General features: G+C 44.3%; 17 protein-coding genes. 7 read left to right on the top strand and 10 right to left on the bottom strand.

What is annotated here, in order from left to right; translation table 11 throughout:
* Nucleotides 1–8 precede the first annotated feature (8 nt).
* Complete coding sequence (locus BAZ21_RS23375; protein WP_068505306.1) at nt 9–728, bottom strand: DUF4386 domain-containing protein; 720 nt, start codon at nt 726–728, stop codon at nt 9–11.
* A gap of 479 nt (nt 729–1,207) precedes the next feature.
* Here BAZ21_RS23375 and BAZ21_RS23380 point away from each other — a divergent pair, with 479 nt between their 5' ends.
* On the top strand, nt 1,208–2,707 hold the full coding sequence (locus BAZ21_RS23380; protein ID WP_068505307.1) for a malate:quinone oxidoreductase: 1,500 nt from the start codon (nt 1,208–1,210) through the stop codon (nt 2,705–2,707).
* Between the two features lie 231 nt (nt 2,708–2,938).
* A complete protein-coding gene (locus tag BAZ21_RS23385) occupies nt 2,939–6,925 on the top strand; it encodes a glycosyl hydrolase 53 family protein (protein ID WP_068505340.1) in 3,987 nt (1,328 codons plus the stop codon).
* 221 nt (nt 6,926–7,146) lie between these two features.
* Here the strand turns inward: BAZ21_RS23385 and BAZ21_RS23390 are convergent, their stop codons facing one another.
* On the bottom strand, nt 7,147–7,593 hold the full coding sequence (locus tag BAZ21_RS23390) for a GNAT family N-acetyltransferase (RefSeq protein WP_068505308.1): 447 nt from the start codon (nt 7,591–7,593) through the stop codon (nt 7,147–7,149).
* 277 nt (nt 7,594–7,870) lie between these two features.
* Nucleotides 7,871–8,452, bottom strand: coding sequence for a TetR/AcrR family transcriptional regulator (locus BAZ21_RS23395; RefSeq protein WP_068505309.1), 582 nt, complete (start codon nt 8,450–8,452; stop codon nt 7,871–7,873).
* Nucleotides 8,453–8,825: 373 nt separating this feature from the next.
* On the opposite strand from BAZ21_RS23395, the gene BAZ21_RS23400 reads away from it, so the two are divergent.
* The 3 genes from BAZ21_RS23400 to BAZ21_RS23410 all read left to right on the top strand — a co-directional run bounded on the left by BAZ21_RS23400 (nt 8,826) and on the right by BAZ21_RS23410 (nt 12,177).
* Complete coding sequence (locus BAZ21_RS23400) at nt 8,826–9,887, top strand: LLM class flavin-dependent oxidoreductase (RefSeq protein ID WP_068505310.1); 1,062 nt, start codon at nt 8,826–8,828, stop codon at nt 9,885–9,887.
* A 22-nt stretch (nt 9,888–9,909) separates the two neighbouring features.
* Nucleotides 9,910–10,848, top strand: a complete 939-nt coding sequence (locus tag BAZ21_RS23405) for an alpha/beta hydrolase (protein WP_068505311.1) — start codon at nt 9,910–9,912, stop codon at nt 10,846–10,848.
* A 372-nt stretch (nt 10,849–11,220) separates the two neighbouring features.
* On the top strand, nt 11,221–12,177 hold the full coding sequence (locus tag BAZ21_RS23410; protein ID WP_068505312.1) for an endo-1,4-beta-xylanase: 957 nt from the start codon (nt 11,221–11,223) through the stop codon (nt 12,175–12,177).
* A 146-nt stretch (nt 12,178–12,323) separates the two neighbouring features.
* Here the strand turns inward: BAZ21_RS23410 and nudK are convergent, their stop codons facing one another.
* The 3 genes from nudK to BAZ21_RS23425 form a co-directional block, all read right to left on the bottom strand.
* Nucleotides 12,324–13,265 carry a GDP-mannose pyrophosphatase NudK gene (nudK, locus tag BAZ21_RS23415; protein WP_068505313.1) on the bottom strand — a complete coding sequence of 314 codons (942 nt, stop codon included), beginning with the start codon at nt 13,263–13,265 and terminating at the stop codon, nt 12,324–12,326.
* Nucleotides 13,266–13,385: 120 nt separating this feature from the next.
* A complete protein-coding gene (locus BAZ21_RS23420; RefSeq protein WP_068505314.1) occupies nt 13,386–14,594 on the bottom strand; it encodes a MerR family transcriptional regulator in 1,209 nt (402 codons plus the stop codon).
* Nucleotides 14,595–14,707: 113 nt separating this feature from the next.
* Nucleotides 14,708–16,153, bottom strand: a complete 1,446-nt coding sequence (locus BAZ21_RS23425) for a DEAD/DEAH box helicase (protein WP_068505315.1) — start codon at nt 16,151–16,153, stop codon at nt 14,708–14,710.
* A 223-nt stretch (nt 16,154–16,376) separates the two neighbouring features.
* Here BAZ21_RS23425 and BAZ21_RS23430 point away from each other — a divergent pair, with 223 nt between their 5' ends.
* Together BAZ21_RS23430 and BAZ21_RS23435 are read left to right on the top strand one after the other, a co-directional pair.
* Nucleotides 16,377–16,928, top strand: coding sequence for a TetR/AcrR family transcriptional regulator (locus BAZ21_RS23430; RefSeq protein ID WP_068505316.1), 552 nt, complete (start codon nt 16,377–16,379; stop codon nt 16,926–16,928).
* The gene (locus tag BAZ21_RS23435) at nt 16,928–17,299 is read left to right on the top strand and encodes a DMT family transporter (protein WP_068505317.1); all 372 of its coding nucleotides are present in this window, start codon (nt 16,928–16,930) and stop codon (nt 17,297–17,299) included. The genes BAZ21_RS23430 and BAZ21_RS23435 overlap by 1 nt, the downstream gene beginning before the upstream one ends.
* A gap of 89 nt (nt 17,300–17,388) precedes the next feature.
* Here the strand turns inward: BAZ21_RS23435 and gnd are convergent, their stop codons facing one another.
* From gnd to BAZ21_RS23455, 4 genes are all read right to left on the bottom strand, one after another.
* Complete coding sequence (gnd, locus tag BAZ21_RS23440) at nt 17,389–18,792, bottom strand: decarboxylating NADP(+)-dependent phosphogluconate dehydrogenase (protein WP_068505318.1); 1,404 nt, start codon at nt 18,790–18,792, stop codon at nt 17,389–17,391.
* A 109-nt stretch (nt 18,793–18,901) separates the two neighbouring features.
* Nucleotides 18,902–20,248 (bottom strand): GntP family permease, encoded by a 1,347-nt coding sequence (locus tag BAZ21_RS23445; RefSeq protein ID WP_068505319.1) that lies wholly within the window; start codon nt 20,246–20,248, stop codon nt 18,902–18,904.
* A 26-nt stretch (nt 20,249–20,274) separates the two neighbouring features.
* Complete coding sequence (gene gntK, locus BAZ21_RS23450) at nt 20,275–21,813, bottom strand: gluconokinase (RefSeq protein ID WP_068505320.1); 1,539 nt, start codon at nt 21,811–21,813, stop codon at nt 20,275–20,277.
* The gene (locus BAZ21_RS23455; protein WP_068505321.1) at nt 21,806–22,537 is read right to left on the bottom strand and encodes a GntR family transcriptional regulator; all 732 of its coding nucleotides are present in this window, start codon (nt 22,535–22,537) and stop codon (nt 21,806–21,808) included. The genes gntK and BAZ21_RS23455 overlap by 8 nt, the downstream gene beginning before the upstream one ends.
* Between the last annotated feature and the right edge of the window lie 71 nt (nt 22,538–22,608).

Here is a 22,608-nt window from a genome sequence, read left to right on the forward strand (position 1 = left end):
AAAAGTTGTCATGCGCTTTTGGGAAGTTTTCCTCCTCTGAGCAGCAGCCATATCCCAAAGCCAAGTTCTCCTGCAATCATGGGTATAGCAAAAACAAGATTAAGTATTGCAATTACCCCATCATATTGTGAAAGAAACGTTTTGCTTAGATGAATGACAATATAGCCTATTGAAGCAAGCAATAATAAAATGCTGATAACTTTAGGGATGCTGTCTGATTTTAAAGCCACATAGCCCACAATCAACAGATGCCCTCCAAAAACAATCAAACCAATAGACCAAATAGATTCGAATGCTTCAAGAAACAGCATCATGAGTGATTGAATTTGTTCGATTTTAAATGAGGATAAATCGTCTGTATATCTCAGGAGAAGCAGCACAAATATCAGGTTCAATATGGCCATTCCCAATATAGCCGAATAGGCAAGACGGAGCCATGCGCCGAACAATGAAAGGTTTTTATTCATTGGCTTCAGGAAGATATAGAGAGCCCATGCGACTATAATGTCACTGATCAGGATGATGACCCACCCCAAGATTTCGGCCTTGAAAAGGCCATTTGATGACAGGATGTTGTTAAATGTGATGCTGGCATCGCCCTTCACCACAAGATTTCCATGGACAAAACTATAGGAAAAAAATGCAGCGAGTGCCATGATGATAAGTGATATCCCAGCAGTTAAAGCAGATTTTCGCTCATTGGATAGTTCTCTCACTGAAGTAGCCATAAAGTAGCCTCCTATAACACATTGTTAATTTTATTTTAATAGGAGGAGTAAGACCGATCATTGACTTAAATCAAGGGGACGTAGAGATTTTTAACTGTTTTTATGAATCACCCGATAACCCTGCTCGCATAATATGGATATGTGTGGACCATAATCCATCTCCAGCAAGATAAAATTTTACCCACTTGACGCAAGTCCACTTATCATTAGTATGTCATGGATTATTGCGAAGGCTCCATTTTCGGTTAAAATGGTTTTAACGCTAAATCCTTATTTTTCTGAAGAGAATTCTCACTTTTTAGCAAAAGTAGTTTATAATTATCAGATGATAGACGATATAATTTTTAAAAGCTTAGATTTAAGTTATAATGGAGACAGAAAAGAAAAGATATGTTCCTGAGTGGAGCCTTGCTTCTTGTATCACCTAAGCAGGAGGGCCTGCTCTTTTTTGCAAATTTAAAAAGATAAGGAAGGTTTTTATGAGCGGCATGCAGAAAAAAACAGACGTTATCTTAATTGGTGCCGGAGTTATGAGCGCGACTCTGGGATCATTGCTGAAAGAGTTAGCACCGGAATGGGAAATTAAAGTGTTTGAGAAACTTGCAAACGCAGGAGAAGAAAGCTCTAACGAATGGAATAATGCGGGTACAGGCCATGCTGCACTGTGCGAGCTGAACTATACATCCGAGAAAGCTGACGGATCTATAGATATTCGTAAAGCTGTGAACATTAATGAACAGTTTCAGCTCTCAAGACAGTTTTGGTCTTTTCTTGTAAGCAGCAATTTGATTCGTAATCCGCAGGACTTTATCAAGCCCATACCTCACATGAGTTTGGTAACAGGTGAAAAAAATGTATCTTTTTTGAAAAATAGGTTTAAAGCGCTTTCAGATGTTCCTCTGTTTCAGGGAATGGAATTTTCCGATGATCCTGAAAAACTGAAGGAATGGATTCCTCTGATCATGGAAGGTCGTACATTGAATGAACCGATTGCGGCGACCAAAGTCGATTCTGGAACAGATGTTAACTTTGGTGCTTTAACACGCATGTTGTTTGATCATTTAAAAAGTAAAAATGTCGAGATTTATTACAAGCATAGTATTAAGGATATTAAACGTACGAGCGACGGCTCGTGGGAAGTCAAAGTGCATAATCTGGATAGCGGAAAAGTCGAATACCATACTGCCAAATTCGTCTTTATTGGCGGTGGGGGTGGAAGTCTGCCTTTACTACAAAGAACCGGTATTCCTGAGTCCAAACATATCGGAGGATTTCCGGTAAGTGGGCTATTTATGGTATGTAAAAATCCTGCAGTTGTCGCGCAGCACCATGCCAAAGTATACGGTAAAGCCAAGATTGGTGCTCCTCCCATGTCTGTTCCACATCTGGATACGAGATACATCGGCAACCAAAAAGCACTGCTGTTTGGGCCGTTTGCCGGTTTCTCACCAAAGTTTTTGAAAACGGGTTCAAATTTGGATCTGATCTGTTCTGTAAAACCAAATAACCTCTGTACGATGTTGGCGGCAGGCGCAAAAGAGATGGCATTGACCAAATATCTGATCCAGCAAGTGATGTTATCGAATGAAAAGCGCCTGGAAGAATTACGCGAGTTTATCCCGAACGCCAAAATCGAGGACTGGGAGATCATAGTAGCGGGCCAACGTGTGCAGGTGATCAAAGATACGGCGAGCGGCAAAGGAACCCTTCAATTTGGTACGGAAGTGGTTAGTGCGGCTGATGGCTCGGTAGCTGCATTGCTCGGTGCTTCTCCGGGTGCTTCTACTGCTGTTAACGTGATGCTGAAAGTATTAGAAAAATGCTTCCCACAACATATGAAAGCGTGGGAACCGAAAATAAAAGAAATGATTCCTTCTTACGGCGTGTCACTAGCGGAAAACCCGGAGCTTTTCCAAGAAATTCATGCTTCCACAACGCAGACGCTTGGTCTGGGCCAAAAAGAACCGCTCCATCGTTAATTGTTGGATTTATTTTTAATTACGATATACATTAAAATCGCATAAGCAACAACGCCAAGCGGTGGGAGGTCTTCCCACCGCTAAAATGCTTGCTTAAGAATACAAAATGTTGCAATCCTCCCATGTTTCCGATCATAGGTGTCTGATATAGTGTTCACAGTAATTGTGAAAGCGCTTTATAAAAACGGAATCACTTATGGCTATTCGGGTTTGAAGAAAGGGGACAGAGAGATGAGAAGAAAGAGACAGGCATGGTTGTTGCTGGTGGTGGCGATCATGTTCGTGTTCGGTTCGTGGCCAATGCGGCTGACACCAGCAGCGGCAGCAGAGTCAGCTGGTGCTTCGGCAATCGTAAACGGAGGGTTCGAGACGAACTTCTGGAGTGATCAATCATGGCAGGTCGAAGCATCGGATTGGAAGCAGGTGGATATTCAGCATTATGCCTATGCCAGTGATCCTTTTATTACGCCGTCCGAAGACACGTATGCGTTCAAGTATTGGATCAACGACGCTGCGCCGGCGAATCAGCAGGTCACGGTCAGCCAAAAGCTTCCGACGTTGCAGCCAGGAAGTTATGAGCTGTCAGTGCAATCGATGGGCGGCTCCGATGCCGCAGCGGGACATGTACAGGTATTCGCAGGTACCGATCAGAGCAGCGAGGTGGCAACGTCAGGCTACAACCAATGGGGAAGCGTGACCTTGAAATTCGTGCTGACCGAGCAAACTTCCGGTCTGGTCATTGGAGCGAGGATCAGCGGCGCTGCGGCTGCGTGGGGCTATCTGGACCGATTTGCCTTAAAGCAGGTCAGCACGGATACGACTCAGCCGGTGGCAGCGGATATTTTCGTGAAGAAGGTCGAAGGATTAAAGTCTGATTTTATCAAAGGTGTCGATATATCCAGCATTCTCTCTCTGGAGCAGGGTGGAGTGCGCTTCTATAACGAGCAGGGCACCGAACAGGATATATTCCGGACGCTGAAGGAATCCGGCGCAAACTATGTCCGGGTGCGTGTGTGGAATCATCCATATGATGCCAAAGGCAACGGCTATGGCGGCGGGAATAACGATCTGGCCAAAGCGATTGAAATCGGCAAGCGGGCGACTGCCAACGGGCTGAAGCTGCTAGTGGATTTCCACTATTCCGATTTCTGGGCCGATCCGGGCAAACAGCATGTGCCGAAAGCCTGGCAGAATCTGAGTTTTGCTGACAAGGAACAGGCGGTGTACGACTATACCCGGAACAGCCTGCAGCAGCTGCTCGATCAGGGCATAGATGTAGGAATGGTGCAGGTCGGCAATGAGACGAACCAGTCGTTTGTCGGGGAGAAAGATTGGACGAAGATCAGTGCTTTATTTAATAAGGGAAGCCAAGCGGTACGTGCTGTCGATTCGAATATTCTCGTGGCACTGCATTTTACCAACCCGGAGACGCCGGGCCGCTATGCTTCTTATGCGAAGGCGCTGTCGGACAACCATGTGGACTATGATGTCTTTGCCAGCTCGTATTATCCGTTCTGGCACGGTTCACCGAGCAATCTCACAGCAGTGCTGAAGCAGGTCGCAGATACGTATGGTAAGAAAGTGATGGTGGCAGAAACGTCCTATACCTATACATCTGAAGATGGCGATGGACATGAGAACACCGCCCCGAGAAGCTCGGGCCAGACGCTGGACTATCCGATCAGTGTTCAGGGGCAGGCTACGTCGGTTCGTAATGTCATTGAAGCGGTGTCCAATGTAGGCGATGCAGGCATTGGCGTGTTTTATTGGGAGCCGGCCTGGCTGCCGGTGGGACCAAAAGCAGATGTCGAGCAGAACAAACGGCTGTGGGAACAATATGGTTCCGGCTGGGCGGCCAGCTATGCTGCGGAATATGACCCTGACGATGCAGGAAAATGGTATGGCGGCAGCGCGGTAGACAACCAGGCGCTGTTTGATTTTACGGGTCATCCGCTTCCTTCGCTGAATGTGTTTAAGTACGTCAACACCGGAGCGGTTGCTGCGCTCCAGGTCGATGAAGTTCAAGCGGTAACGGTAACGGCCAACGCGGGCGAGAACATCTCGCTGCCGGATTCTGTCACCGTGACGTATAACGATGGCAGCACCAGAACACTCGCTGTGGAGTGGGATCAGGCGGCCTTAGAGCAAGCCGTGAGTCAGGGAGCGGGCAGCTACGTGATTAAGGGAATAGCCAAAGGCGGTTATCCGGTGCAGGCGGCGCTGGAGATTCGCCGGCCCAATCTGCTGGTGAACGGTAGTTTTGAACAGAGCGACCGGAGCATGTGGAAGATTACTTACGGTGACGGAAGTGCGCCGCACACCGACTACCAGCAGAAAGCTTCCGATGCGAAGTCGGGTCAGTATTCGCTGCATTTCTATTCGGCGGATGCGGTCAATTTCCGGGTGGAGCAGGCGGTCTACGGTTTGAAGCCAGGCTACTATGACCTCTCCATGTCGATCCAGGGCGGCGATGCAAAGAACGCGCAGATGAAATTGTTTGCCACGACCAACGGCAAGGAAGATACAGTGGATACCAGTGTAAATGGCTGGGTACAGTGGAGTCAGCCGATCATTCGCGAGATACGGGTAACCGACGGCAAGCTGACGGTGGGGGCTTCCATCCAGGCAGACGGCGGTGCGTGGGGAACTCTGGATGATTTCTATCTGACGTTCGTCAGGGATGCAGAGGCGACGAACCCGGGTGAGGGTACAACGCCAACACCTGAGCCAGTACCTACACCAGCCCCGGCACCGGGTACGACACCAGATCCATCACCGGCTCCAGTACCGACTCCAGTACCGACGCCGACGCCAGTACCGGGCAAAGACTCCTCCAGAGATTCGTCCACTGATGATGGCGGTGCATCTGTCGGACAAAGTGAGAGCGTGACAGTCAGCGTGGACGCCGGCAAGAACAGCAGTACTTTGCTCTCCAATGTCGTCATTCAGCGGACAACGCTGTCCGACGGGTCGAAAAAAGATCGTGTCAGCTTTGGATCTGCTCAGGCACGGGAGGCATTGAGCAGCGTGAAGGCCGAAGGACGTTCCAGCATCCGGCTGGTAATGCCTGATCCCAAGGATGAAGTCACCGAGCTTGAATTCGCTTTGCCTAAAGATACGGCGAAGATGCTGACGGATGCGAAGATTGGTCTGGAAGTATACACGAACCATGCGCGTCTCACCCTGTCTCCATCAACGCTCGCGTCGATGGACGGGAACCGTCAGTTTACGCTCAGCCCGGTAAAGAGTGAAGCGGCGATTCAGACGATATTGGAACGGGCTAAACAGAATGGCCTCGTGCAAGCAGCTGCGGGTCAGGGTGAGGTTCTCGTTATCGGCCGACCGGTGATGATCGAGACGGATCTGCAGGGGCAGCCGGTAGAGCTGGTGCTGCCACTCCCGCAGCAGTCGCTGCCAAGCTCTGCCTCTGCCGAAGCACGCCAGTCATTCCTGGCCAATCTGGCCGTATATGTGGAGCATAGCGACGGTACCAGAGAACTGGTACAGCCGACACTGCTGTGGGATGGTAACCAGGCGGCAGGACTTAGCTTTAGTGTAAACAAGTTCAGCACCTTTACGGTGTTGCATCTGGACAAGCAGACCGCGAGCATAGGCGGAGAGCAGGAGAGTGGGCGTTCGCAGCCATATATGCAAGGCTACCCGAATGGGACATTCCAGCCAGCGCGTACGATGACACGGTCGGAGCTGGCAGAGATTCTGTTCCGTCTGGCTGCTGACCGGTCGGAGCAGCCATTGGTGGAATCGTCAGCAGCGCAGAATCGCGCCAACTATACGGATGTTGCAGGGCAGAACTGGGCTGCCGAAGCGATTGATGCCGTGACAACGGCCGGATGGATGAAGGGCTATAGCGGCAGCACTTTTGCACCGGAGCGTCCGATCACTAGAGCGGAGATGGCGACAGTGCTGGCACGCTGGAACCATCTGAGCGGGGCAGCTTCGTCTACCTTCCCGGATACGGCCGGACACTGGGCGGAAGGTGATATTGCACGGGTGCAGCAAGCCGGCTATATGCATGGCATGCCGGACGGCAGCTTCCAGCCGGACAAGACTCTGAGCCGGGCAGAGGCAGTCACTTTGTTCAATCGGGTAGGGAAGAGAGAGTCGGTATCCTTCGCCGATTCGTCCAGGTGGTCAGATATCCCGGCCGGGCATTGGGCTTTCCGGGACATTGCCGCAGCAACAACCTGGATTCACTAAGATATACTAGTATAGAAGATTTTTCTCAGAAGCCTCTAAGCAATCATTGGATGAGGCTTCTTTCATTCGAGCTAGACCTATCGGGAACGTCTAATCAAAATAATCGCATTATGACTTAATCAATCGATTGATTAAATTCACTCATAAGGAGGACTATGATATGGATGAAGGCGCAAAAAAATTATTTTCCCAAAAGAGATGAGCACGTCAGTCTTGCTTTGTTATGATGAGAAGTGAACCCAATCCTTCCCTTGGACAGCACTCATCTTTTTAAAGAACTTTTGAGCGCGTTTATTATCAATAGAAGTTATCCAGGTCATACGAGCATATCCATGATTTCGTGAGTACTTTTGGCATTCTAAAAAAAGCTGTGATTCCACCTCTGTATCTCTAAATTGTTCCATTACAAAGAGGTCGTTCATAACTGTGATTTTGTCTGCTTTCATAGTGCTAAAGGTAAAGAACAATGTAGCAAAGCCGACTAACTCTCCATCTTGTTCTGCCACAAATTGTATACCGTTTTGCTGCTCAAAAAGGGTTTGAATCAAATTATGAATTTTTTCGATAGGTGGCCTAGGGTTTTGATAAAAACCAACTATGTATTCATACATTAACTCGGTCAAACTGCTTAAATCATCAGGTTCAGCGTTTCTTACTAAAAATGACATTAGATGCACTCCCCTTTCATCACATTTGAATTATTATACACAATTAAGAATAAATATTCGAATTAAAGATCAGTAGAGCACCTAATCACACTAGCCTTACGCCAGATACACTTCGGTAGGCTAGTGGAATTTATCGATGGGTAAAAGACGGTTGCAGAAGGAGCAGTTTAATATCAGCGAGGCTGCCGAGAAAATGTATCGGCAGCCTTGTTGCGCTGAGGAACATGTGCGAATGACCTAATAGTGATTACCTCGTTAAAATTGGACTCATTCCGAATTACTTAAGCAGTGTAAGTGTCACCTCTATCGTATTATCAATGAATGATCGCTCTGGACGAGACTTCAATATTACGGTTAGTCCGATTAATGATACGATTAGCGCCTGTGATACAGCCTTCGCATCTAGCCCGATCTCAAGCTCACCCGATTGTATACCTCGTTCAATGGTTTCTTGAAATATGACCGATAGATACATTTGATGTTCCCTTGTAAGAATTTCAAATTTCTCATCATGAGGTGCAAGTTCAACCATTGTGTTGATGCAAAAGCATCCTTTTCTAATACCCTCTGCATATTCCTCATCAACCACACCTTCAAAAAAAGCGCGAAATGCTTCTTTTACAGATGGATTGCTCTGAAGTCTGGTTCGGACCAGAGAAGCACGGGCCATCATGTATTTGCGTAGCGCGACTTCGAACAATTCCTTTTTGCCCCCAAAAGCTGAGTATATACTGGGTCGTTGAATTGCCATTCTGGAAGTTAAATCACTTAATGAGGTGGCTTCGTATCCCTTCTCCCAAAATAGTTGCACAGCTGCATCTAATGCTTTTTCTTCGTCAAATTCGCGGGTTCGTCCCATAATCAATACCTCTCGTTACTCTTGATTTTATTTTAATTGCTCAATGACTCTGACCATGTGTAATTGTCAGCAGCCATTTTACATACCAAATAGTATGTTATTATCTTATAATTAGCCGTTTGTATTGTCAAATGCAGGCTGGTTTATCCTGAAAAGAGGAAGTTTATTTATTGACATCATTCGTTTCTGTGAGTTATATTTACTGGGAAAATTATCGTACCGATCAGTATGATAATTTGCCGGTATTTAAAATCAATGGAGATAGGGGTGGGGTCAGCATTAATCTGAGCTACACATCAACCTGCTTGAAAAAACGGAATAAATAGTTTGGAGTTGTTGACAGAAGAAGTTACTGGCATAGGAGAGATTGATCATGGAGATAGGTATTACTTCGTTTGTAGAAACGAAGCCGGACGTTCAGACGGGTGAAGTGATGAGTCACTCACAGCGATTGCGTGAAGTTGTTGAGGAAATTGTCCTTGCTGATCAAGTGGGACTGGATGTGTTTGGCGTAGGTGAGCATCATCGGAAGGATTATTCGGCATCTTCACCAGCAGTTGTGCTGTCAGCGGCTGCGTCACGGACGAAGCGAATTCGGCTGACCAGTGCAGTGACGGTACTTTCTTCAGCTGATCCGGTGCGGGTATTTCAGGATTTTGCTACGCTGGATGGTATTTCGAATGGACGTGCGGAGATTATGGCGGGTCGGGGTTCCTTTATTGAATCTTTTCCACTGTTTGGCTATGACTTGGATGACTATGATGAGCTGTTTGAACAACATTTGGAATTGCTCCTTAAAATACGGGAGTCCGAGAAAGTAACCTGGAAGGGTGGGCATCGACCAGCGATTAACAATTTGGGCGTGTATCCACGTCCCATTCAGAATCCTTTACCGATATGGGTTGGCAGCGGGGGGAGACAGGAGTCTGCTATCCGTGCAGGTCTGTTAGGACTGCCACTGATGCTGGCGATAATTGGTGGAAAACCGACGGATTTTGCCCCCCTCGTGCAGCTTTATAAGAAAGCAGCAGCACACGCTGGTCATGATGAATCGCGGCTTAAGGTTGGATCGCACTCGATAGGATTTGTTGGAGAGAATACTGAACGAGCTGCTGATACATTTTTTCCTTCTACCATGGCAGGTATGAATAGATTGGGCAAGGAGCGGGGCTGGGCGCATTATGATCGTTCTAGCTATGATGCCGCGCGTAGATTTGAAGGTGCACTGTATGTTGGCGATCCCGAGACTGTTGCCCAGAAGATCATTCACCTTCGCAAAAATGTAGGCGTTACACGCTTTATGCTGTATGTTCCGTTAAGCACGATGCCACATGTCGAGGTGATGAGAGCCATTGAGCTGCTGGGATCAGAGGTAGCACCCCGAGTTCGGGAGGAAATAACCAAGTGGGAAGCTGAGACGGAAAGAAGATCATAATTCAATTATAGGAGTGATTCAAATGGATTTTGAAAGTCGGGTATTACCAGAATTAAGGCCGATATTAGCACAATTTCCTGGTTTTCAACTGGAGGAAAATTTAGAACTGAGCAGAAGCTATTTGTCGAGTTCGCCCATTGAGCGGTCGGAGCATGTACGCACGACAAGACGGATGATTCCGAGCGTAGCAGGCGAGATGTTAGTCAAAATCTACGAACCTGCCCAGCGAACTGACGTTAAGCTTCCAGCTATGCTATGGATTCACGGGGGAGGTTATGTGATGGGGCATCCTGATATGGACGATGCTTTGTGCGAACGCTTCGTGCAGGAGGCTAAATGCGTCGTCGTATCGGTCGATTACCGACTTGCTCCCGAGCACCCCTATCCAGCTGCCATCGATGACTGTTATGCCGGTTTGAAGTGGATGACCGACGAAGCTGGATTGCTGGGCATCGACTTGGATCGGATCGCGATTGCCGGTGCAAGCGGGGGTGGCGGTCTGACCGCAGCGCTTGCTTTAATGGCTCGCGACAAAGGCGGACCGGCCCTCATCTTCCAAATGCCGCTATATCCAATGATCGACGATCACAATATTACGGCATCAAGTCATGAAATTACGGCCGATAATGCAACATGGAACCGGACGAACAATTTGGAGGCCTGGAACATGTACTTGGGCGATCGTACTGAAGACAGCGAGGTATCCCCATATGCGGTGCCGTCAAGAGCGGAAAGCTTGGCGGGGCTGCCGCCAACCTATACGTGCGTAGGCCAGCTCGATCTGTTCCGAGATGAGACGATTGAATATGTGACGCGCCTTGCCCACGCGGGTGTAGACGTCGAATTTCATCTGTATCCCGGTACATTCCACAGCTTTGAAGGGATGGTTCCGCAAGCGGAAGTAAGCCAACGTGCCAGCAAAAGTTATGTGGACGCGATTGCAAGAGCGCTTAATCCTTAAATAATTAAGGGGCGGTCTCCAAGTGATATGCTCCCCAGAAGATAGACAGGTTGAATAATAAAACCTGCTACTGTAAGGGGAGTATATCACTTTTCGCAGCAGCCTTTGTTGTCGTTTCAGAGTTGTTTGGGATTTGTCATGGATGGGTTGATAAATTTAGGAAAATACATAATACGAGGCTAGATTTATTCGAAACGGTGTAATAAAGGAGTGCCGGATGTTTAGCTGTCCCGCAATGAAGTAAAATTTTTTTGGTAAAATCTATATTTTCACACGTAGCGAAAATAACCACTCATTATTATAATTGGAAATGTAAGTGTTTTATTTAATGGTGAGAGGCATTAAAACCAATACGTGTGAGGAGGAGATTTTATGTTAGGACTTAAAGTAGGCAAGTTGGTGAGCAGTTTGGCGTTAGCGGGTGTGTTGTTATCGTCTGTTCTGGTGAATCAGGCTGATGCTGGTCTGGCGAATGGAAGCAAATTCCTCGGGAATGTTATTGCCGGCAGTGTCCCTGCAAGTTACGGAACGTACTGGAATCAGGTGACGCCGGAGAATTCGACCAAGTGGGGCTCGGTTGAAGGCAGCCGTAACAACATGAACTGGTCGCAGGCGGATACCGCCTACAATTATGCCCGTAACAATGGCTTCCCGTTCAAGTTCCATACATTGGTATGGGGTGCCCAGGAGCCAGGTTGGATTAGCGGACTGTCGGCTGCTGATCAGAAGGCGGAAGTGACCCAGTGGATTAAAGCAGCCGGTCAACGCTATCCGAATGCGGAGTTTGTAGATGTGGTGAATGAGCCACTGCATCAGAAGCCGTCCTTCCGCAATGCCATAGGCGGTGACGGGTCGACCGGATGGGATTGGGTCATATGGTCGTTCCAACAGGCTAGACAAGCTTTTCCGAATTCCAAGCTGCTTATCAATGAATATGGAATTATCAGCGATCCTTCATTAACCGATCAATATGTCAATATTATTAATCAGCTCAAGAGTAGAGGCTTGATTGACGGAATTGGCATTCAGTGCCACCAATTCAATATGGATACCGTTTCAGTCAACACGATGAACACTGTACTAAATAAGCTATCGGCAACAGGATTGCCGATTTATGTGTCGGAATTGGATATAACTGGTGATGACAACACCCAGCTTGCCAGATACAAAGAGAAGTTTCCGGTACTCTGGCAGCATCCTTCAGTGAAGGGAGTTACGCTCTGGGGGTATATCCAGGGACAAACTTGGAAGTCGAACACACATCTGCTGAATTCGAACGGCACGGAACGCCCGGCGCTTCAATGGTTGAGACAATATCTGCGCAGTTAGCGCCATGGGCGAGGTTTGAAGGAAAACAGCGCGCGTACAACAAGCGTCTGAGCGAATTCTACTCGCTCAGACGCTTGTTTATTTCGATTAGTGTTGATCCAAAAATTAATGCATCGTCAATTTCGATGACTTTGTTCATATATGACTTAAGAAATATCACCTAACTCTCTATACACGATTTTCCCCATGCTGATCGCTGCTCTCACCATTTCATCTGCGCCTTGGGAAGGCCCTCCAATACGAAGAACGGCATCACAATACTTCAAGAGTCGAACAGAGGATGGATGAAATATACGATTAAAGATTTCGTCTCCGATTCTTTGTGATCCCGCTTTCTCGATTAATGGGAGTGCATACCATTCACCAAGTACAGGTAAATGACCGGCCTCGTATACCTTAAGTGCAATATCATTCATAAAATCTATGTTCCGTTGAATCAAATGCGGATCGTCTCCCGTCCCTGAACGATAAGGGCCGGCTATGAGTATATGCTGCTGACTTGGGATGGGGTCCAGAAGCCGGTTTATTTGAGCATATTGTAGCAGCATCATCGTTTTTGCGTCTTTAATCTCGCCTTCTTTTATCATTTCCAGTGCTTGCTGGAAGGGGATTTCCATCACTTCAATGTTTTCTTGCTCTTCCACGACCCCTCCTCCCTCTCCAACCTTCATGGTGGGCGTGTATTCTGCAACAAAAAAATGTAAAATTTCCGTTACGGAACCTGGCGACATGTATGCCTCGCAGATTTTTTGTACTTTTGTCACTCTGTAACCGGTCTCCTCTTCGACTTCCCGGCGTATGCTGTTTTCTGCGCTTTCCTTGTCTAACAGTCCGGCACAAGCTTCAATTAATAACCCCGTCTCGTTCCCATTCAGATAAGTCGGTATCCGGAACTGTCGCGTCAAAATTACGGTATGCTGCTCCCGATTATAGAGCAGAATAGTTGCCCCGTTCCCACGGTCATATGATTCCCGGGCCTGGCTTTTCCAAGAGCCGTCCTTGGCTTCGCTCATGTAAGTAATTTTCTTAAGCACATACCAGTTATCGGACAAAATTTCTTCATTTACAATTCGGATTTTCGGATTCATTCCAAGTATCCCCTCTCTTTTGATGGCTCTCATTATATTGGGTTACGTTACGTCAACTGCAAGACTTTTTTTGCCCAATCCACAAAAGAGATAATTACTATGGAACAGTCCTGAATAGCATTATTTACGAGCAAGGAAAAAACCGGAATCCATCGTAATCGGAATAGTTCCATCAAGATTCAGTTTGTTTTGAATAAATGCAATGAATTGTTCCAGTTTTGTTTTAACCAGTATATTTCTTGCATTCATAGGTGTTGATGTTATATAACTCAATAGCGGCTGTACTTCGTCTACAATTAAATGATCTTCATAACGTATTGACTTAACTTCCGAGAAATTTTTTGATAGTATCTCTTGTCCATTGTAAAGCTCGAACCGCTCCATAATAGGATCTAGTACCTTAATCTCCGGATCGAATGATTGTGCGATCAGGTCAATTTCATGCAAGTGGCTTTTACTCATCGTGGATGCATAGAAAAGTGCCTTTGGTTTCATCACACGGTATATTTCGGAAACTGCCTTTGGAATATCCGGTACATGATATAGCATATGATTGGCGATCACGATATCGAATTCTTCGTCGTGAAAAGGAATCGACTGAACGTCAGCTACAACGAATTTGATTTGCCCTGTCTTGTCACGGATATTTTTGCGAGCTTCTTCGAGCATACCGGGTGAAAGATCGGTGATTGTAATTTTCCACGATTTGGGTATTCTGTCCGCATTCCTAGACCATAGAGTTCCATCTCCACAACCTACTTCTAAAATTCTGATATTCGATAGGCTGCCTAAATGTTCAAAAAACCATCGATGCCACCCCAGTTTATTCACGCCGCATTTTTCATATAATTCAATTCTAGTTTGTAGTCGATTTGCCGTGTGGTACTGCTCCACCCAATCCTTCTCTATGTGTACCGCATGAATAAGCTCAGCCAGTGCCATCCAATCCACGTGTTCTTCCCCTGTATAAGTTAACTTTTCTATAGCTTCGTCTATAGCTTTAAAAACGAATTGCAGATGAGCTGTCTTTTGTAAAATGATCTCTCGTTGCATTCTTAATGAGCTTCGCAGATCCTGTTCCTGAATGTGGCTTTCCGCTACCGTTTGCTTAATATCAATAAGCGTTAAACCGAGATATTTTAACGCTTGTATCTTTTGCAGCTTGATTAAATCCGGCCTGTTATACATCCGTTGTGAAGCTTGACCGTAATTCGAAGGCTTTAACAAACCTATCTGATCATAATATCTTAATGTTCTCACGGTAAGACCTGTTTGCTTTGATATCTGACCCGTAGTAAAATACTCATTTTTCTGCTCTCGGGATGGCATGGCCTCTCCTCAGTTCTTATCTTAATTTCCCTAAAGGACTTTTTGTTGGTAGGGCTAGAGGAAAGGTACACCAATAGCTCCCCTCCTCTAGCCCTTTCTGTGTCATGTAGCTTCTATTTATTCCCCTTGCGCACCTTTAACAGCTTGCCTTTTACGGTCGTATTTTTCATAATCTCAAGTACAAGCGGTCCCTTGCCATTCAGAATTTCAACGTCTGTTACATGATCGAAAATCGTAATAATCCCTATATCGTCTGCTGTCACCCCGTCAAGCTTAGCGATTGTCCCAACAAAGTCTACGGCTCTAAGTTTCTTCTTCTTGCCGCCATTGAAGTTAAGTTTCATAATCTGTTGGTTTAATTGCTCGCGCTTATCTTTTTTCAGTTTGGTTTTAACATGTAGCTTCTGTTCAAAATCTTCTCTACGGAGATCAACAGCCTCCTCTGAGGGGGCCTTTACCTGCGGAATCGAAAATCCAATATATGCTTCAATATCGGCTAATCGTTTGCTATCCTTAGGAGTGACTAGGGTAATCGCTTTACCCGTCTTGCCTGCACGTCCCGTACGTCCCGTGCGATGAACATAGCTTTCCTTCTCAAGGGGAACATCGTAATTAATGACATGGGTAATATTCGTGATATCGATGCCTCGGGCGGCTACATCTGTCGCAATCAAGTAACGAAATTGCCCCCTTCGGAACGCATTCATCACCTCGAACCTTTCTTCTTGCTCCATCCCCCCATGAATGCGATCACATGGATAATCGAGATCAGCCAATTCCCTGAATAATATATCGACATGTTCCTGCGTGCGACAGAAAATAATACAGCTGTCAGGATTCTCAACAATGAGCAGATTTTGAAGCAGCAACAGCTTGTCCGTCTCCATCACCTGAATAAGAGAGTGGTCAATGGTGGCTGTCGTGATACCGGCCGCTTTAATTTCAATGTCAACAGGATGATCCATATACTTGCGTGACAGTTGGGCCACATCGTCAGGAAAAGTGGCGGAAAATAACATCGTAACCCTGTCGCTAGGCAGCGCCTGAATGATCGACTGAACTTGCTCAATAAAGCCCATATTCAGCATCTCATCAGCCTCATCAATAACAAGATAGGCCATCCGCTCTAATGATAGCGTGCCTCGTTCAATATGGTCCAATACACGCCCTGGCGTACCTACAACCATATGCGTTCTTTGTTTTAACTCGGCCTTCTGTATATGAAAAGGATGCTTCCCATAAAGAGACGTCACTTTTATCCGCTTAAAGCGTCCAATATTGGTGATGTCTTCTTTGACCTGCAATGCGAGTTCACGGGTTGGCGTCAGAATTAAAGCTTGGGGCTTATTCTCATTCCAATCTACTAGCTCACAGAGCGGAATACCATATGCCGCTGTTTTGCCGCTACCTGTCTGTGATTTGACGACAAGGTCCTTCTTTTCAAGGGCAGCTGGGATGACTTCGGTCTGAACTTTTGTTGGCGTCTCATAGCCCAGGCTATTCAGCGCTCTCACGATTTCTTCACTTAATGGATAATCTGTAAAATGCCTCTGACTCATTTTCAACCTCTTCTGCGCTGTATTTGAATACCTATACATATAGGATTTCATCGTGCATCTAACTTATACTCGTATAGTATACTCTATGGAAATGATTTGATCCCATGACTTCCTATATGTATGAATACATAATTGCAGCATTTTTGACTATATACTAAATACATAACTTTAATCAACTTGAAATAAAACCGTCTGGACGGTATAATAAAGTGGGTGATGAAAAATGAATACTACTAAAAAAGAGTTAAAAAGAGAACTAATTTTTAAGGCCGCCTCACTGATTGTGCACGAAGAAGGAGTAGAAAAATTAACTTTAGAGGCTGTCGCGAAGAAGGCGGGAATAAGTAAAGGAGGATTGCTGTACCATTTTCCGAATAAAGATGCGCTGATTCTGGGTATGGTTGAACAACTATCGACCAGCTTTGTCACCGAATTTAATGAGCGGGCACAAAATGATATGCATTCCAAAGGAAGATGGACTCGTGCTTATATGAATACATCATTGTCTGGGAACTATGGCGAAAATGATCTGTATACCGCTCTCTCTGCAGCTCATTTTACTAACCCTCAAATGCTAAAACTACTACAGGACGAGTATGCTGATATCCAAAATAAAATCGAAAACGACGAATTGGATCCGGTTCGTTCTACGATAGTCCGATTAGTTATGGACGGTTTGTGGTTCGCTGAAATGTTTGGGCTCGCTCCTCCCAATGGAGAAATGAGGCAAAAAATGATGGAAGAATTGAAGACATATATAAAGGAGAATGAATAATGGCTTATCTTTTCTTAGCGATTTCTATTGTTGGTGAACTCATTGGAACTTCAATGCTTAAGGCTTCAGAAGGATTTACCAGACTGTATCCGACTCTATTCACGATTGTTGCGTTCGTTATCTCTTTTTTCTTTATCTCTCTATCCCTTAAGACGCTACCGTTAAATATGACTTATGCCATCTGGTCAGGTGTAGGAGCTGTTGCGACAACGCTGATTTCAGTATTGATTTGGAAAGAAAAAATCAATACAGGGAGTGTCGTAGGTATTGCTTTAATTGTTATTGGCGTAGTGGTACTGAATTTATTTGGAGCGGGACATGGTGAGGCAAAAGGTACAACAGAAGCAGCCAGTTCAATCGTTCAAAGATGAGATAATAGGAAAATGTATTCAAAAGGAGAGCCCTAATGAAGGGAAAGAACCACTTCATTAGGGCTCTGGAGATTTACTACGACTATCGATCACTGCCAGTTTGTATGAAAGAATCCTGCTAAATCATTTCGTTCATAAGTATGGGCACCAAAATAATCCCTTTGTGCTTGCAAAAGGTTAGCATTTGAAATGCCTGTCCGGTAACTATCGTAATAAGTAAGTGAAGCACTTAAACATGGAAACGAAGTACCCGAATTAATGCCCTCACAGACAACTTTTCGCAATCCTGTTTGATATTCTTTAACCTTTTCAGCGAAATATGGGGCGATTAATAGATTAGCCAGATTTGGCTGTTCTTGATATGTTTCGCTTATTACGTTTAAAAATTCTGCGCGAATGATGCAACCACCACGGAAAATAAGGGCGATATCCTTTAAAGGTAACTCCCATCCGTAAAGTTCAGAAGTCATTTTATACTGTATAAATCCTTGTGCGTAGGCACAAATTTTACCCATATAAAAAGCTTGTCTAATGTACTCAATCCACGAATCTTTGTCTAAACTCCGCTGATCAATCTCTGGGCCTGTCAGGATATTTTCTGCATAAACCCGTTCCTCTTTTAAAGAGGAGATGTAACGGGCAAACAATGACTCTGTAATAATGGATGATGGAATCCCATGATCAATTGCTTGAATGCTTGTCCATTTACCTGTGCCTTTTTGCCCCGTTTTATCAAGAATCACATCGATTAGTGGTAAGCCTGTTATTTCATCTTTTTTCCGTAAAATCTCTGCTGTGATTTGGATTAAATAACTTTTCAGTTCTCCTTGATTCCATATTTCAAAGATGTCAGCAATTTCATTCACAGATAAACATAACTTTTTTCTTAAAAATGTATAGGTTTCTGCGATTAATTGCATATCTGCATACTCGATTCCGTTATGTACCATTTTTACAAAGTGACCGGAACCTTGTGGACCCATATAAACACAGCAAGGGTCTCCGTCCACTTGGGCTGCTATTTTTGTTAGAATAGGAGCTGCTTTTCCATATACGTCTTTATCTCCACCAGGCATGATCGAAGGTCCTTTTAAAGCCCCAACTTCACCGCCGGAAATACCGATTCCTAAATAACCGATTCCTTTTGACTTCAATTCATCATATCTACGTTCCGTATCTTTGTAATGGGAGTTACCACCGTCCATGATCACATCACCTGCTTCAAGAAAGGATAGTAATGTATCTATCACCGAATCGACCGGTTTGCCCGCTGTTACCATAAGGAAGATTTTTCTTGGGGTTTCTAAGGAGTAAACAAAATCTTGAATTTCGTAGTAGGGATGGATGGATTGACCTTCATTTTTGTTAACAAGATTATCGGTCAAATCCCTCGTATAATTATAGACAGCCACTTGCTCACCTTTACCAGCCATGTTTAAAGCGATATTACTGCCCATTACCCCTAAACCAATGACACCAATTGTATTGAACATTTCTTCCTGCTCCTTTTATTTGAAATGAATAGGCAGTAGATCCACACTTATAGACTTAGAAGATTCTAAGAAAAGATAAGTCGGGGACCCACCGCCCGTATATAATGGTTTATACGAATAAACTTAGTACTAAAATAAATCCTAATCCGGCTACAGAAATGATTGTCTCAAGCAATGTCCATGTTGCAAATGTTTCTTTCATGCTTAAACCAAAATACTCTTTAAACATCCAGAAACCAGCATCGTTAACATGTGAAGCTATTAAACTACCCGCTCCCGTTGCAAGCACAACTAAAGCAAGATTAACGTCGGTTTGTCCCAACATCGGAATAACTAAACCAGCGGTTGTTAAAGCTGCAACAGTTGCAGAACCTAAGGAAATACGTAAGATTGCAGCGATGATCCAGGCAAGCAAGATGGGTGATAATGTAGTTCCATTGAATAATTCGGCTACATAGTCACCTACGCCGCCATTAATCAGTACTTGTTTGAAGGCTCCGCCTCCCCCAATGATTAAGAGCATCATCCCAATATGAGTAATAGCAGTTGTACAAGATGCCATTACATTTTTGATTGGAATTTTTCTTGCTATTCCCATTGTATAGACAGCAACTAGTAAGGAAATCAACATGGAAGTTGATGCATCACCAATAAAACGGATCGCTGCTAGGAAACTATTATCTTCAATCCCCATTGTTTTTTGAAGCAAAGTAATAATCGTAGCAATAGACATTAAAATAACAGGAAGCATTGCAGTAAATACACTGATACCAAATCCAGGAGTTTCCTCGGACTTGAATACTTTTTGTTCACCTAAAGAGGCAATATTACCGGTTTTTGTAAATGATGCAGGTACGAGTTTTTTGGCAAGTTTAGTAAATACAGGTCCAGCTAAAATAACTGTTGGAATGGCAATAATGAAACCGTAAAGTAAAACCTCACCAAGGTTCGCGCCATATTCACGAGCAATAACTGTCGGTCCTGGGTGTGGAGGCAAGAAACCGTGTGTTACGGATAAAGCTGCAATCATCGAAATACCGAGATATAAAATAGAAACCTTTAATTCTTTTGAAATGGCAAATACGATTGGGATTAACAATACTAGTCCTACTTCAAAAAATAACGCCACACCGATAATGAATGAAGCAGCTACGACCGCCCATTGAATATTTTTTTCACCAAATTTGTTAACGAGGGTCATGGCAATTCTTTGAGCACCACCAGAATCAGCGATCAACTTACCTAACATCGCTCCAAGTCCAAAGATTAACGCTAAGTGACCAAGTGTTCCGCCTAATCCGGCTTCAATGGTTTTGACAATTTCCTCTAATGGCATTCCAAGTGCTAAAGCCACACCGAACGATACAATGATTAATGAAATAAAGGTGTTTAATTTGAAGCCCATTATTAAAACTAATAGTGCTAAAATTCCAATCGCTACAACGATTAATGGCATTGTAATTACCCCCTGATTTTAACTTTTTAGTGTTTTATTAAGCCTCTTTGATAATTGGCAATCCGTGTATAATCGTCTTCTAATACTCTGGATAGGTTAATGAAAATCGGCAGCAATTTCCTATATTCCTTTGTTGCTTCTTCTTTTGGTGCATGTTTGTTGGTGCTGCCAACCATTTCAGAAACGACTTCAAATGATTGGATTTTTCCGGTGGCATACAAGCCTAAAATACAAGCTCCTAGACAAGAACTTTCGTAGCTTTCTGGAACGACGACTTCAGATGCGAATATATCAGACATCATTTGCCGCCAAACAGCTGACCTTGCGAAGCCTCCTGTAGCTTGAATTCGGGTCACAGGACCGTCCATGCATTCGGTTAATGCTAAAAATACGGTGTACAAATTGTAAATGACTCCTTCCAGGGCTGCGCGAATCATATGTTCTTTCTTATGTGACATCGTTAAACCGAAGAATGAGCCACGTACGTCTGGATTCCATAATGGCGCACGTTCACCAGCGAGATATGGATGGAATAACAATCCATCAGATCCTGGTCTTACACGTTCAGCAATCTGGGTTAATACATCATATGGATCAATTCCTAGTCTTTTCGCTGTTTCTACTTCTGATGAGGCAAGTTCGTCACGAATCCAGCGAAGGACCATCCCGCCATTGTTTACCGGCCCGCCAATTACCCAGTGCTTTTCTGTTAAGGCATAACAAAATATTCTTCCCTTTTCGTCTGTTTGCGGCTTGTCCATAATGGTTCGAATGGCACCGCTCGTCCCAATTGTGACGGCAACTTCGCCTTTTCGTATGGCATTCACACCCAGATTAGAAAGGACTCCATCGCTGGCTCCAATGACAAATGATGTCTGTGGATCGATACCCATCTCTTTTGCTAAATCTGAATTACAGTTGGTAAATATCTGGGTTGTTGGTACGAGCTCGGATAATTGAGAAGGTGTTATACCAGCAATTCTTAATGCTTCTTCATCCCAATCCAGGTTCTCGAGATTCATCATGCCCATGGCTGAAGCCAGGGAATAATCAACAACATATTGATCAAAGAACTTTTTAAAAATATATTCTTTAATTCCAATATATTTTTTAACCTTGACAGCGATTTCAGGGAGATCATTCACAATCCAGGCTATTTTAGTTAATGGTGACATGGGGTGAATTGGTGTTCCTGTTCGTTTATAGACTTCTTGGCCATTCAATTCGTCTTTTATTTTATGTGCCCATGCTTCACTTCGATTATCTGCCCAAGTGATACAAGACGTAAGCGGCAGGTCATTTTCATCCATCGCAATGACACTATGCATGGCACTGCTAAATGAAACAAACGATACCTTTTTTTGTGAGTGATGTTTCATTATATTTGAAATGGCTTGTAGGACTGCTTGAAAAATCTCTTCCGGGTTTTGTTCAGCTGTAGCTATATCCGGCGTATAAAGCGGGTACCCAATATTTTCTTGTTGGATGACTTCGCCTTTTTCACTAAATAAAACTGCTTTCGTACTTGTGGTTCCGATATCTATACCTAACATATAGTTAGTCATTTTGTTGCACTACTCCTTTAGACAGCATTTGTTGTGACATCCATAGGTCTTCTACTTTACCTTGAACATCATCAAAGTTTTCATGTAAAGACTTGATCATGAGGTCTCTATCTTTTGCTTTGATCGCTTCAATATAAAGCTCATGATTTTTTATAATCCGTGTAAAGTCTTCATACTTTTCTTTGAAACGCATACGCATCGACAAAAGAATGAGGCTTTCCATAACGGGCTTTAAATTATTCCAGATCATCAGGATGTATGAATGATTAACTGCACGAATAATCGTTTCATGGAACAGGACATCTTGATATGAAAACTCATCAGCATCACTATATTTAATTGCGACTTTCATCATTTCCAGTATTTTACTAAGTTCCTTTGCTAAATCATTAGTGTCCATCTTTACAAGCCGTTCAAATACAAACGATTCTATGAGTAGACGGACATCATAAATTTCTTCTATTTCTTTTTCTGATAAACCAATAACAACTGCACCCATTCTTTCTAATCGGATGATATTTTCGGATGCCAGTATTTTTAACGCTTCACGAATGGGTGAGCGACTTACAGCAAAATCTGCAGCCAATTTATTTTCTGATAATATGGCACCGCTTTCAATCCCGCCAGAAATAATACGCATTCTAAGCTCGCATGTTACACGATCACCAGCAGAGGCTTTTAAAAGCCATTTGGAGGGATATAGGAATTCCCTTGATTCGATCATAAATTCACCTTCTCAATTAATCAAGTATACTTGTATACAAGTATTATAATCTAAATTTTTAATTTTGCAAG

This window comes from Paenibacillus kribbensis, from assembly GCF_001705305.1.
Taxonomy (GTDB): Bacteria; Bacillota; Bacilli; order Paenibacillales; family Paenibacillaceae; genus Paenibacillus; species Paenibacillus kribbensis_B.

What these genes read in the sequence shown, in the direction of transcription:
- BAZ21_RS23455 (WP_068505321.1), bottom strand. Translation starts at nt 22,537, where the DNA reads ATGATCGAATCAAGGGAATTCCTATATCCCTCCAAATGGCTTTTAAAA.
- BAZ21_RS23375 (WP_068505306.1), bottom strand. Translation starts at nt 728, where the DNA reads ATGGCTACTTCAGTGAGAGAACTATCCAATGAGCGAAAATCTGCTTTA.
- nudK (WP_068505313.1), bottom strand. Translation starts at nt 13,265, where the DNA reads ATGAATCCGAAAATCCGAATTGTAAATGAAGAAATTTTGTCCGATAAC.
- BAZ21_RS23430 (WP_068505316.1), top strand. Translation starts at nt 16,377, where the DNA reads ATGAATACTACTAAAAAAGAGTTAAAAAGAGAACTAATTTTTAAGGCC.
- BAZ21_RS23445 (WP_068505319.1), bottom strand. Translation starts at nt 20,248, where the DNA reads ATGCCATTAATCGTTGTAGCGATTGGAATTTTAGCACTATTAGTTTTA.
- BAZ21_RS23420 (WP_068505314.1), bottom strand. Translation starts at nt 14,594, where the DNA reads ATGCCATCCCGAGAGCAGAAAAATGAGTATTTTACTACGGGTCAGATA.
- BAZ21_RS23410 (WP_068505312.1), top strand. Translation starts at nt 11,221, where the DNA reads ATGTTAGGACTTAAAGTAGGCAAGTTGGTGAGCAGTTTGGCGTTAGCG.
- BAZ21_RS23390 (WP_068505308.1), bottom strand. Translation starts at nt 7,593, where the DNA reads ATGTCATTTTTAGTAAGAAACGCTGAACCTGATGATTTAAGCAGTTTG.
- BAZ21_RS23395 (WP_068505309.1), bottom strand. Translation starts at nt 8,452, where the DNA reads ATGGGACGAACCCGCGAATTTGACGAAGAAAAAGCATTAGATGCAGCT.
- gntK (WP_068505320.1), bottom strand. Translation starts at nt 21,813, where the DNA reads ATGACTAACTATATGTTAGGTATAGATATCGGAACCACAAGTACGAAA.
- gnd (WP_068505318.1), bottom strand. Translation starts at nt 18,792, where the DNA reads ATGTTCAATACAATTGGTGTCATTGGTTTAGGGGTAATGGGCAGTAAT.
- BAZ21_RS23380 (WP_068505307.1), top strand. Translation starts at nt 1,208, where the DNA reads ATGAGCGGCATGCAGAAAAAAACAGACGTTATCTTAATTGGTGCCGGA.
- BAZ21_RS23425 (WP_068505315.1), bottom strand. Translation starts at nt 16,153, where the DNA reads ATGAGTCAGAGGCATTTTACAGATTATCCATTAAGTGAAGAAATCGTG.
- BAZ21_RS23405 (WP_068505311.1), top strand. Translation starts at nt 9,910, where the DNA reads ATGGATTTTGAAAGTCGGGTATTACCAGAATTAAGGCCGATATTAGCA.
- BAZ21_RS23400 (WP_068505310.1), top strand. Translation starts at nt 8,826, where the DNA reads ATGGAGATAGGTATTACTTCGTTTGTAGAAACGAAGCCGGACGTTCAG.
- BAZ21_RS23385 (WP_068505340.1), top strand. Translation starts at nt 2,939, where the DNA reads ATGAGAAGAAAGAGACAGGCATGGTTGTTGCTGGTGGTGGCGATCATG.
- BAZ21_RS23435 (WP_068505317.1), top strand. Translation starts at nt 16,928, where the DNA reads ATGGCTTATCTTTTCTTAGCGATTTCTATTGTTGGTGAACTCATTGGA.